Source organism: Cohnella candidum, from assembly GCF_003713065.1.
In the GTDB taxonomy this organism is placed as follows: Bacteria; Bacillota; Bacilli; order Paenibacillales; family Paenibacillaceae; genus Cohnella; species Cohnella candidum.
On sequence record NZ_CP033433.1, the window covers coordinates 1,356,134 to 1,368,648 of the forward strand.

Annotated in this window: 8 protein-coding genes; all 8 read left to right on the plus strand. The window is 57.5% G+C overall.

What is annotated here, in order from left to right; all coding sequences use genetic code 11:
* Positions 1 to 424 precede the first annotated feature (424 nt).
* The 8 genes from EAV92_RS06400 to EAV92_RS06435 all read left to right on the plus strand — a co-directional run bounded on the left by EAV92_RS06400 (position 425) and on the right by EAV92_RS06435 (position 12,484).
* Positions 425 to 2,272, plus strand: a complete 1,848-nt coding sequence (locus tag EAV92_RS06400) for a bacteriocin maturation protein (protein WP_241158456.1) — start codon at positions 425 to 427, stop codon at positions 2,270 to 2,272.
* Positions 2,269 to 4,212, plus strand: a complete 1,944-nt coding sequence (locus EAV92_RS06405) for a TOMM precursor leader peptide-binding protein (RefSeq protein ID WP_123040293.1) — start codon at positions 2,269 to 2,271, stop codon at positions 4,210 to 4,212. The genes EAV92_RS06400 and EAV92_RS06405 overlap by 4 nt, the downstream gene beginning before the upstream one ends.
* Positions 4,213 to 4,237: 25 nt before the next feature.
* A complete protein-coding gene (locus EAV92_RS06410; RefSeq protein ID WP_206424289.1) occupies positions 4,238 to 5,827 on the plus strand; it encodes a SagB family peptide dehydrogenase in 1,590 nt (529 codons plus the stop codon).
* A gap of 109 nt (positions 5,828 to 5,936) precedes the next feature.
* On the plus strand, positions 5,937 to 6,836 hold the full coding sequence (locus EAV92_RS06415) for an aldo/keto reductase (RefSeq protein ID WP_123040294.1): 900 nt from the start codon (positions 5,937 to 5,939) through the stop codon (positions 6,834 to 6,836).
* 178 nt (positions 6,837 to 7,014) lie between these two features.
* Positions 7,015 to 10,791 carry a sensor histidine kinase gene (locus EAV92_RS06420; protein ID WP_123040295.1) on the plus strand — a complete coding sequence of 1,259 codons (3,777 nt, stop codon included), beginning with the start codon at positions 7,015 to 7,017 and terminating at the stop codon, positions 10,789 to 10,791.
* The gene (locus EAV92_RS06425) at positions 10,784 to 11,446 is read left to right on the plus strand and encodes a response regulator transcription factor (protein ID WP_123040296.1); all 663 of its coding nucleotides are present in this window, start codon (positions 10,784 to 10,786) and stop codon (positions 11,444 to 11,446) included. Before EAV92_RS06420 ends, EAV92_RS06425 begins: the two co-directional genes overlap by 8 nt.
* Before the next feature lie 178 nt (positions 11,447 to 11,624).
* Complete coding sequence (locus EAV92_RS06430; protein WP_241158457.1) at positions 11,625 to 12,119, plus strand: chemotaxis protein CheX; 495 nt, start codon at positions 11,625 to 11,627, stop codon at positions 12,117 to 12,119.
* A 2-nt stretch (positions 12,120 to 12,121) separates the two neighbouring features.
* Entirely contained in the window at positions 12,122 to 12,484 is a 363-nt protein-coding gene (locus EAV92_RS06435) for a response regulator (protein ID WP_123040297.1), read from the plus strand.
* Positions 12,485 to 12,515 lie beyond the last annotated feature (31 nt).

The following is a 12,515-nucleotide window of genomic DNA, read 5'->3' on the forward strand; positions in this document are numbered from 1 at the left end:
TGCCCGGCATCAAGGAAGGGAGCGTCATTTCTCCCAGTACAGCAGCCTAATCCCGTCGCAGCCTCATTCCAACGGGAGTTTCTCCCACTACAGCAGCCTAATCCCGTCACAGCCTCATTCCAACGGGAGTTTCTCCCTCTACAGCAGCCTAATCCCGTTACAGCCTCATTCCAACGGGAGTTTCTCCCACTACAGCAGCCTAATCCCGTCGCAGCCTCATTCCAACGGGAGTTTCTCCCTCTACAGCAGCCTAATCCCGTCGCAGCCTCATTCCAACCGGAGTTTCTCTCTGTAGCTATGTGACATTTTTTCGATCGGGGGCTGCCCCAAAAGACCGCAGAGAAAGTCCCATTTCGCGTTTTTCCGGCATGTAAGACAAATTCTGCTACATAACCATAGAGAGGAGAGAAAGGAGGGATGGGGATTGAATCCGTCCATGCGTCCCAAAGTGACGGGGGATACGTTTTTTCTGCCCGATCCGGATGGAATCGTGTATTTCCGCAATAACAGAGGCTCCTTCCGGATGGAAGGCGCGATGATCGACCGGTGGATCGAACAGCTCATCCCCGTGTTCGACGGACGGCATACGTTGGCATCGTTGACCGAAGGCCTTCCGGAACCCCATCGCAAACAGGTTTACGAGATTGCCGAATCTTTGCACAGCAACGGTTATGTCCGGGACGTGAGCCAGGACCATCCCCATCGGCTTCCGGATGGATTGCTGGCGAAATTCGCGGCGCAGATCGACTTTCTGGATGCGTTTGGAGGCTCCGGAGCCAGCCGGTTCCAGGCATACCGCGAATCGAAGGTGTTGGCCGCGGGCAGCGGGCCGATGCTGGTTTGTCTCGTCGCATCCCTGCTGGAATCGGGCTTGTCCCGCTTCCGTTTCTGGGCAGCCGATCTGACGCCGGCGGAACAGCGGAGGATCGAGGAATTGGCCGCCTATGCCCGGTTGACGGATCCGGAGGTGCGGGTCGAACCGCTCGTCCGCGGCAAGGACACGCCTTGGGTGGAAGCCGTGTCCGGTTTCGACGGCGTTGTCTACGCCTCGCCGGACGAAGAAGGAGCCGATTTCAAGGCCCTCCAAGCGGCTTGCTTGAAATCGGACGTAACGCTGCTCCCCGCGATCATCGTGGAACAGATCGGAATGGCCGGTCCGCTGATTACTTCCGGTTCTTCGGGTGACTGGACCTCCGCCCGGCGTCGATTGCACCGGAGCGAGACGGATAAAGATCCGCGGAATCACGCCCCGTCGGCCGTCGCAGAGGCGATGCTCGCCGACGTGGTCGTATTTGAGATGTTCAAATCTTTAACGGGGGTCGGCGCTTCGGATTTACGGAATCGCGTTTACCTGCTCAATCTGGAAACGTTAGAGGGGACGATTCACCAATTCCTTCCGATTACAAGCCATGCGGAGCTGGCCGCGAGCCCTGCACCACCACCGCTTCTTGCGCGGCCGTCCGGAGCCGAAGCGGAGGCCATTGCGCCACAAGAATTATTCGCGGGATTCAGCTCTTTGACGTCCCCGGTAACGGGCATTTTCCATGCTTGGGACGAAGCGGATTACCGTCAGCTGCCGCTGTCGGTCTGCCGGGTTCAGGCCGTTTATCCCGGAACGAAAGGTTCGGCTGAGCCGTTACCGGAAATCGTCTGCGGCGGGCTCACGCATGAGCGTGCGAGAAGGGAAGCCGGGCTTGCGGGCATCGAAGCTTACGCGGCACGAAGGTTTCGGGAATCGCCGGGTTTCGGGGTTGGCGCGGGAGCCTCGGTAAACGAAGCCATGGTCCGAGCGCTTCTCCGCTGCTTGGATCAGCGTTTAGAAGCAAAAGGAAAGGACGCTTCCATCGGGCTTAAACCCTATACGGAAGAACTAAGGGATGAGGAACTCGATTTTTATTTTACGGCATTAAATACCGTGTGCGGAAAAGTGGAAATCTTCGAAGACCGGCAGATTGTCGGTTTTCCCGTCTTCCGGGTTTCCTGCGCAGGCACCTGGTACAAAGCTGCAGGTATCCGCAAGAGAGACGCGCTTGAAGGTGCGCTCATACGGGCGAACCTGAGCGTGCAAACGGCTTCGTCTCTCCCCGCGGACGCCACCGTGCGCCCTGCGCTGCCGGCGGAGGAGGCGAGGGAGCGGCTGGATGAAGCCATCGCCGTCTTGAAACGGCAAGGCTTGAGTCTGCAAGCTTACGATTTGGCGGCCGAGCCGTTCATGAAACAAAATCTGGCCGGCGTTTTCGGAGTCGTCTTGCGGGAGGAGGGAACGCCGTGACCGCTACCGTTGCCGTGATCGGGGAAGGGAGGCTGGCGGACCGTACGTGCGACCGGCTGGATCCCGCCTTCCGCATCGTTCGCCAGCTCGATTTGCGCGACGGGGCGCCTCCGTCGGCGGATTTGGCGCTTGTGCTCAGCGACGGCTGGAACGCGGGGCTGCACGAACGGGCGGAAGCGATGCTGCGGCAGTCGGGTATCCCCTGGCTTCGCGCGTTCGTTTGGTTCGGAGAAGGGGTCGTCGGTCCTTGGAGCCGGCCGGATCGGCCGGGCTGCTCCCAATGCGCGGACTACCGCAAAATCCTGGCCGGAGGCGACCGCCGGGAAACGTGGATGCTGAAGCAGCAAACGGCTGCCCGCTCCGGAGCTCCCCAGGATCCGTGGGCTTCCGACGTCGGGTTCCTGCACCTGTCGCGGTTGGTCGCAGACGAAGCCGGCCGATGGCTGCAGAAGCTCCCTGTCCGCACGGAAGACCGGCTTTATCTTATAAATTTAACGACATTAACTTTGACCCGGCATTTCGTGCTGCCGGACCCGCTTTGCCCCGTATGCGGGGAGTTGCGAGAGGATTCCGCCGAAACGGCAAGCATAAAGCTGCGCCCGAATCCGAAGTCCTCTCCGGGCAGTTACCGGACCAAGCCGATGAAAGCTTTGGAAGCCTCATTGGAAGCCGATTACGTGGACCGGCGCACCGGTCTCCTGAACGCCAAAGTCTACGACCTGCAGTCGCCGTACGCGGACGCCACCGTCAATCTGCCTTTGTTCGAGGGGGATGAAGGAGCGGCCGGCAGGACGCATCGGTACTCCGACAGCGTGTTGACCGCGATTCTCGAAGGCTTGGAACGCCAGTGCGGCACCCAGCCGCGAGGCAAGTTAAAGGTCGTAAGAGACAGTTACCGCCGGCTCGGGGATCAAGCCCTGGATCCGCTGACGGTGGGCGTACACGCCCCCGATCAATACCGAATAGACAACTTTCCGTTCCGGCCGTTCGACCCGGACAGGGAAATCGACTGGGTGTGGGGATATTCCTTTCTTAGGGAACGGCCGATTCTAGTGCCGGAGCAGCTTGCTTATTACAGCATTGGTTTCGGCGAAGGCTTCGTGTACGAAACCTCGAACGGCTGCGCGCTCGGGGGCAGCTTGGAAGAGGCGATCTTCTACGGCATCCTTGAGCTTGCGGAGAGAGACTCTTTCCTGATGACGTGGTATGCCAAGCTGCCGCTGCAGAAGATCGATCCTGCAACGATAGGAGACTCCGAGACCGCGCTTATGATCGAACGTCTGCGGGTCGTCACCGGCTACGAGTTCCTGTTGTTCGACGCGACGATGGAGCACGGCATTCCTTGCATTTGGACAATGGCGAAAAACATCCGAAGCCAAGGCGTCAACCTCATCTGCGCGGCGGGAGCGCATCCCGATCCGATCCGGGCGGTGAAGGGGTCGATCCACGAGTTGGCCGCGATGGCGCTTTCGCAAAACGGAAGGTTCGAGGCCCACCGGGAGCAGTTTGTTCGCATGCTCGACGATCCCTATCAGGTGCGGCACATGGAAGACCATTCGATGCTCTACGCTTTGCCGGAAGCCGAAAGCCGATTCGACTTCCTGCTCCGATCCGGGCAGCCGCCGAAAACCTTCGAAGAGGTTTACGGAAAGCCCGGCTGGCGACCCGATTTGACGGATGACCTGAATGGGCTCCTCCAAGCCTTCCGCCAGCTCGACATGGACGTCATCGTCGTGGACCAATCTTCGCCGGAGACACTGCGGAACGGGCTTTATTGCGTCAAGGTTATCATTCCGGGTTTGCTGCCGATGACGTTCGGCTACCACTTGACCCGCCTTCAAGGCTTGGAACGGGTGCTGAAGGTTCCGGCGAAGCTCGGCTATGCGAAGGAGCCGCTCACGTACGGCCAGCTCAATCCGCATCCCCATCCGTTTCCGTAAAACACCGGTGGAGGAGATCGGCCCGATGGACATCTCCGAGTTTTTGCGGGATTTGCATTTCGATACGGACAAAGCGAAGCCGCCCGATCTGGAACCCGATTGGGAGGACGCCCCGCTGCCTTACAAGCTGTACCGGAATCTGCCGTACTTTCCGTTTACGGCGGACGTGCCGCTGACGTTGATCGGACGACCCGAACGGGGCTATGCCGAATCGCGGTCATTCGGGCATTTTCTTTGGTATGCCTATGGGACGTCGCAGTCCAGCAGGACGGCCATTCCCCCGGAATGGGAAACGGAAGGACTCGGAAGCTTGGCGTCGTACCGAAGGGTCGTCCCTTCCGGGGGAGGGCTGTACCCGAACGAAATTTACGCTTATCTGAAGCTGGCGGACCTGCCCGAAGGCATCTATCACTACGACGCCGGGCGCCACCGGCTGGTCATGCTGAGAGAAGGCGAATTCGACGCCTACCTGGAGCAGGCGCTGGGGGGACGATGGACGGCGGCGGACCATTTCGGCGCTTTGTTCGTGTCGACCGTCTACTGGAAGAACAGCTTTAAGTACCACGATTTCTCTTACCGGCTGCAAGGCTTGGACGCAGGAGTGTTGATCGGCCAACTGTTGGAGGTCGGCACGAGGTTCGGCTATACGGCTTCCGTGTACTACCAATACTTGGACCGCGCCGTCAATCATTTGCTTGGATTGCAGGAAAAAGAAGAAAGCGTGTATGCCGTCATCCCGCTCTCGGATCATTCCATCGAACACCCGGGTCCCAATGAAGAAAATGCCGCGATGGCGGACCGACCCTCCATCACGGCGGAAAGCTTGATCCGTCAGTTGCCGGCACTGCAGCGGGAGCATTACGTCAAAAGCCGCAACGTCAAGGAATATCCCCGCGTGCTGCGGATGAACGAAGCTTCGCTGCAGCATGCGACCGGCGCCTTCCGGGGCGGCGGGAATCCCCCGGCAGCGCAGGCGGGCGGGCAACCGCTGCCGCTTCCCCGCTCGGACCCGACGCCGTACGATTTGGCGGTGCTCTCCCGCAGCCGGTACTCCCCGGAGACGGATTTCGTGCTGAAGCCGGTCGGCAAACGGCAATTATCGGAAATCCTTCGCCAGACCTGGATCTCGTTCGCCTACCGGAACGATCTGGACCGACCGGGAGAGCGGGAGACCCGAGTCGGCCTGTGCGGTTGTTTTCACGGGGTAGAGGGGATTCCGGACGGCGCTTACCGGTATGACGGCGCCAGCCACTCGCTCGTACCGCTTCGGGAAGGCGACCATCGAGCCTGGCTGCAATACGGGCTGACCTTTCCCAACGTGAACTTGTCCCAGACACCGCTCATCTTCCATGTGACCGGAGACCGGCGGCACGGCCAGCCGGAATGGGGACCGAGAGGATACCGGATACAGCAGATGGAAGCGGGCAAACTCGTTCAGAACCTGCTTTTGGCTTTGTCATCCGCCGGAATGGCGGGACGGCCGCTGCTCGGTTACGAAGCCGAGCTCTCGGACGATCTGTACCGGTTGCCGGCGGCTGGCCAAACCGCGCTCGTCCAAATTCCGGCCGGCCCTTACCGATACCGCTCGCGCTATGAAGGAAGCCTGCATGGTTAAGAGAGAATCCCGCGGGGCGACGCAGCGTGCGCGCCTCTTTTTTGTTTTGCTTTCGAGTTGGTCTATACTGGTAGAGGATTCTACCGAAACGGAGAGCGAGGGAAAGCACATGGAGAAAAGAACGTATGGGAAAACCGGCATGAACGTCAGCGTACTCGGGTTCGGAGGCGCCGAAATCGGCTTCCAGGGAGCCAGCCCTTCCCAAGTGGACAAGCTGCTCGGCAGCGCGCTGGACGCAGGCCTTAACGTCATCGACACGGCGGAATGCTATAAGAACAGCGAAGAGCTCATCGGCCAATCCGTGTCCCATCGCAGAAGCGAGTATTATCTGTTTACGAAATGCGGCCATGCGGCCGGTTTGGAACTTCCCGACTGGGACCCCGCCATGCTTGAGCAAAGCATCGACCGCAGCCTGAAGCGGTTGAAAACCGACTACATCGACCTTATCCATCTTCATAGCTGCAGCGAAGAGGTGCTGCGCAGGGGCGACGTCATCGAAGTGCTTCAGCGCGCCCGCGACAAAGGAAAAACGCGTTTCATCGGATACAGCGGAGACCACGCGGCAGCGTTATATGCGGTGAAAACCGGGTTGTTCGATTCTCTCATGACGTCGCTGAACATCGCCGACCAAGAAGCGTTGGATGAGATATTGCCCGAAGCGGCCAAGCGCGACATGGGCGTCGTCATCAAGCGGCCCGTAGCGAACGTCGCTTGGCGTCACTCCCAAGAGCCGGACCCGAAGGCTTACGAGCATACGTACTGGAAAAGGCTGCAGAAGCTGGACTACGGATTCCTGCAAGAAGGCGGACAAGCAGCCGTCGGGCAAGCGCTTCGTTTCACGTTGTCCGCGCCCGGCGTGCATACGGCGATCGTCGGCACGGCCAATCCCGGCCGATGGGCGGATAACGCCCGCCTCCTGGAGGAAGGGCCGCTTCCGTCCGAAGACTTCGAAGCGATCCGCCGCCGCTGGAAGAATACCGCAGAGCCGGATTGGATCGGGCAGGAGTAACGAATCGACAATGATCAAATCGAGCAGCGCAAAGGGCCGCGAAACCGCGGCCCTTTTGCATGGTACTTTAAGCCGATGAAATAATTATCATAATTCGATAAAATAAGCTAGAAATCGACATCGGTTTGGGAGCGGAGCATCTTTGTCTAACTCGCGCAAAACTGCTCAAGGAAGAACCTTGGTTCGCGAATTTTTGGACAGTTTGGAAATGGCGGTATGGTCCTATGACGTGGCTCAGGATCGAATCACCGTCTCGCCGGGATTACAAGCGTTATACGGCTATGAGCAAGAGGATTTCGACGCCGACCCGTTTCTCTGGAGAAAGCTCACCGTTTCCGAGGACCAACATATCGTTGCTGATCATCTCCGCAAGATACACAGCGGAATCGGGGGTACTTTCGAGCATCGGATCGTCCGTAAGTCGGGAGAGATTCGATGGCTGCAATGCATGGCGACGCCGGTCATGGACGGAGAAGGCTGCGTCAGGAAAGTATACGGCATCAACCATGACATCACTGATAAGAAATCGATGCAAGCCTCGTTGGAACGGGAACGCGAGCAAATCAACGAGCTGCTGGATTCGACGGATGTCGCGGTTTGGTCTTACAACTGCGCCAGAGGCGAGTTTGATTACATAACAAATGCGGTTCAGAGGATCACGGGGTATCCGCTGGACCGATTCCAAGATCTGAAGTCTTGGCATGAGATCGTCTACCCTGACGACGCACGGCACTATGGGGCCGAATTTGAAAAACTGAAGAAAAGCAAGCGGGGGGCCATCGAGTACCGCATCGTCCGGGCAGACGGCCAACTCCGCTGGGTTCACGTAAAGGTGGTCCTCATCCCTGGAGACACGATGGACGGAGGCCGGTATGAAGGACTCATGCTTGACGTCACGGACCGCAAATCGATGGAGGACGCGCTGAAGCGAAGCGAGCAAAAATACAAATCTCTGTTCGATCACCATCCTGATTCGATCGTCGAACTGGACCCGTCGGGCAATATCCGCGCGATGAATCGTTCAGCATTGGACACATTAGGAGTTTCCGGTATGGACGAAGGGATATTCCGGTATCCGGAGTTCATGAGCGAAGAGGGAATCAATAAAGCCACGGCGCACTATAGGTCAACCTTGAACGGAGAAGCCCAAAGGTTCGAACTTGCCACGCTGCATTCGGAAGGCCACTTTGCCGACTGGGACGTGAGGATGATCCCCATTATCGTGAACGGCGAAGTGGACGGTATTTTCATGATCGGCAATGAGATAACAGCCAGGGTGAAGGCGGAAAAGTCGCTGGCCGCCAGCGAAGCCATGCATAGGGTCATCACGGACAATATGCAGGATTTCATATCCGTGATCGATCTCGACGGCCGTTTCCTGTATGCGTCGCCCTCTTACGCAAAGAGGCTCGGTCGCGATCCCCATTCGCTTATTTCCACCTCGGCTTTCGAGTTGATCATCCCGGAAGACCGCGAATTCGCGGCTTGCTCGATCTCTCAAATCCTTTTGTACAACGGAGATTTGCAGGCCCGCATTCGTTGTATCCACGCGAACGGTTCACTCCTCCATCTGGAATGGATCGGTTCACCCGTACGTGACGATGCGGGCCGGATCGTCAGCATCGTGGTCGTGGGAAGGGATATCACAGAACAAGTCCGCGTGGAAAACAAGCTGATCGAAAGCGAAAAACGTTACCGGCGGCTGATCGAACTGTCTCCGGTGCCTATCGTTTCTCATAAAGACGGCATCGTCACCTACATAAACCAGGCCGGTCTTAAGCTTTTCGGAGCAGACGGGACCGACGGACCGGGCGGGATGATCGGAAGACCCGCTTTGGATGTCGTCGTCCCGCAGCAGACCGGCATCGCCATCTCCCGCATGGAACAATCGAAATCGTCCAAATTCGTCGGTCCCATGGAATACCGGTTAATTCGGCTCGACGGACGGACGATCGACGTGGAATTGACTTCGATTTACGATGACGAAACGGAATCGAACCTGGTCGTCGTCCATGACGTAACGGAGCCGAAAAAAATGCAGGCAGCCCTCCGGGAAAGCGAAGAACGGTACCGCCGCATGGTGGAGCTGTCGCCGATGGCGATCGTCGTCTACAAAGGCAACCGGATTACCTACGCGAACCCGACCAGCCTTCGCATCGTAGGCGCGTCGAATCTGGAGGAGATCCTGGATCTCGACCCGATCAGTTTCGTTCATCCCCGTTACCGGGAGTTGGTCCGAGGCCGGATGGTCCAAACGCTGCGCGAAGGGCACAGTCCGCCTGCGGAGTACGAACTGATCGGGCTGGACGGCAGGATCGTGGACGCTTCGGTCACCGCCATTTACGATGCCGTTTCCGAGACCGTATTGCTCGTTTTCATGGACGTAACGGCGCGCAAGCAAGCGGAGCGCGCTTTGATGGAAAGCGAAGAAACGAACAGCCGGCTCGTCCAGCTGTTTCCGGAAGCGATCGTCCTGCACAGCGATTACCGTTTCGAATATGTCAACCCCGCCGCGTGCCAACTGTTTGGGATCGCAGAACACGAACCCCCAAACCTCGACGTTCTTGTATGTATCCACCCCGATGATCGGGAGAAAGCCTGTATCCGCCTAAACAAGGTTTATGACGAAGGCTACACCAGTCCTCTGGTCGAACAGAGAATCGTTCGGCTTGACGGATCGCACGTCCCCGTCGAGGTCATTTCCGCCCCGATATCGTATCGGGGGAAAAAAGCGGCCATTTCGGTCTTCCGCGACATCACCGAGCGAACGCGCGCGGAGGAGCTGCGCGGGCTGGCCGAACGACGGCTGATCGAAAGCCGGGACCGTTATTTCTTTTTGCAGGCCAGCCTGGATCGGTTCTCGAACGACCTGTTCGGCCATGTCGACGTGACGGAACTTGAACGAAGGCTCGTTCAGGAAGTGAGGACCGTTTTGCAGGCGGATCTCGTCAGTCTCGTCGAAACGGATGAAAACGACGGAATCCGGGTGATCAACGGAAGCGTCCTCCGAGAGGAAGCACAGGCCGTCTTGCGCGAAAGAAGCCGAGCCTCTCAATCGATTTGCGAAATGATGGCTTATCCGGGCGGATATTTGCTCAAGATCGTTGAAATCCGCGGCCATTCCTACTGGCTTTGCATCGGGGAAATGCCTCCGTCCTTAAGCCAAATGCCGACGCGGATCTGGCTCGAGACGATCTGCCGTTACGTCAGCGTGCTGTACGACAATTTCCGCGTCATCGAGGATTTGACCCGCGAATTGAAAGAATCGACGAAGCAGGAGCCTGCGCCGTCCTGGCTTCTCCGGCTTTTGTTCAAACTGAATGAACATGAGCGCAAGCGCCTCTCCCAAGACTTGCACGACGCAGCCCTGCAGGAACAGATCATTTGGTACCGGAAACTCGACCAATTGATGGCGAATCCCGCGGTTTCGGATGAGCTTCGCGTCGATATGGAGCGCATCGCCCAAGGCTTGCTGGACGTTATCTACCAGATCCGGATCACTTGCATCGATCTGCGGCCCCCCATGCTGAAGGAAGAGGGCTTGGTCGCTTCCCTGGAGTCGTTGTTCGAGTTTACGCAAATGCGCACGGATTACGCGATCCGCTTTCAAACAAACGAATTCCGCGCGGAGCTGAACGAGGAGCAATCGATCGGTCTGTATCGGATCGTCCAAGAGCTGCTGGCGAACGCCACCAAGCACTCGAACGCCGCGAAGGTTTCTTTTTCCCTGTCCCAGCCCGCCAATTGGGTCCAGTTGGTTTACGAAGACGACGGAATCGGCATGGACATGAAGAAGGTGGAGGACACCTTTGTCAGCATGGGCATGTATGGGATGCGCGAAAGGGTGCACAGCCTGAACGGTAAAATCGTCTTCCGTTCCAAACCGAACGAGGGACTCACGATTTACATCCGGATTCCGATGAGCAAACAAAAGGAGGCAGATCGCCGTGATTGACGTGTTATTGGTCGACGACCATCCGTCCGTAATGGAGGGAACCCGCGTGCTCTTAGAGCAGGAGGGGGACATTAAGGTAACGTTCGCGCAGTCTGCCGTCAAAGCGGTCGAGCTCGCGGCTGCGCGATCGTTCGACGTCATGCTGGTCGACTTTCAAATGCCCGACATGAACGGAATCGATCTCTCTAAAAAGATATTGGGCGCCACTCCGGATGCCGTTATTTTGATCTATACGGGCTACGAGTTTAAAAACTCGTTCAATCTCATGGTGGAATCGGGCATCAGCGGTTTCGTGCTCAAAACGGCCAGCCGGGAACAGCTTGTCACGGCGATTCGATGCGCAAGCCGGGGGGAATCGGTTTTGCCGATCAGTCTGGTGAAGCAGTTGAGAAGGCAGCCGGTCTCCGTCTCGCAGGAGAACGAAGAGGACGGAACGCTGGCGATTTCCGACAGAGAGCACCAGATTTTGAAGGAGATCGCCAAGGGAAGAAGCAACAAGGAAATCGCCGTGTCGTTGATCGTAAGCCAGCGCTCTCTCGAATACTGTCTGACAAGCCTGTTCCAGAAGCTGAACGTCAAATCCCGGATCGAAGCGGTTATGAAAGCCAAACAGCTGGCTCTGTTGGAAGACGCCGATTTTCCCATGAACGCTTAAACAGGATTTCCTAATTACGACAACATTCGACACCCTCGTTTCGCTTCCCGCGAACGGGGGTGTTTTTGCACGCAAAAGAATTGCGCTTTCACGCAAGCACTTTTTCGGTTACAACGTACAGGTCCCGGTTTTACAATATAGACATAGTTCTACAAAACCAGACAAGGAGCCGAAAAGAGTGAGACTATTGGCCCATACGAATTGGAATCCGGAGTCACAGGAGAAAGTCACGGAGTTGATCGACGGCATCATGGATTCCATTCGCCAGGTGATCCCGGTTGCCGCGACGTTCGGACCTGCGGCCGTACTCGAAGGAGCGGCCGTCCAGAGCGAGATCGGGGTGTTGGTGGGGTTTACGGGGGACAACTACGGGAGAATCGTGATCCAGGGCAGCGGCGAAGCATTCGGCGGTTTGGGCGGCGCGATGTTCGGCATGCCGCTGGAAGGTGAACTGCTTCACAGTTTCATTGGAGAACTGGCCAACATGATCGCCGGCAATACGTCTACGCATCTTTTCAATAAGGGGCGCAAGATCGACATTACGCCGCCGACCGTTATGGTCGGCAAACTGCAAATGTACGGTTTCGAACAAGGGATCACGCTGCCCGTTGAGCTGGCGGATATCGGAGAGCTAACGATTATTTTAACGATACATACCCAAGGAGCTGCTTAAAGATGGCAAAAGTGATGATCGTGGACGACGCGGCGTTTATGCGGATGATGCTGAAAAACATTTTGCAGAAGGCCGGTCACGAAGTGGTGGGAGAAGCCGAGAACGGGGCGGTCGCCGTAGAGAAATACGCATCGCTGAAGCCCGATTTCGTGACGATGGACATTACGATGCCCGTCATGGAAGGAATCGAAGCGGTGAAGAGAATTCGGGAAACCGATCCCCACGCCAAGATCCTGATGTGTTCGGCGATGGGCCAGCAAGGCATGATCGTGCAGGCCGTACAGGCCGGCGCCCGGGATTTCATCGTCAAGCCGTTCCAGGAAGAACGCGTGATCGAATCGGTCAAAAAGCTGCTCGGCGCTTGAGCTGTAGGCTGAAAACGGAAGGGCTTGAGGA

Coding starts and splice junctions, on each gene's coding strand:
- EAV92_RS06435 (WP_123040297.1), top strand. CDS start 12,122: ATGGCAAAAGTGATGATCGTGGACGACGCGGCGTTTATGCGGATGATG.
- EAV92_RS06410 (WP_206424289.1), top strand. CDS start 4,238: ATGGACATCTCCGAGTTTTTGCGGGATTTGCATTTCGATACGGACAAA.
- EAV92_RS06415 (WP_123040294.1), top strand. CDS start 5,937: ATGGAGAAAAGAACGTATGGGAAAACCGGCATGAACGTCAGCGTACTC.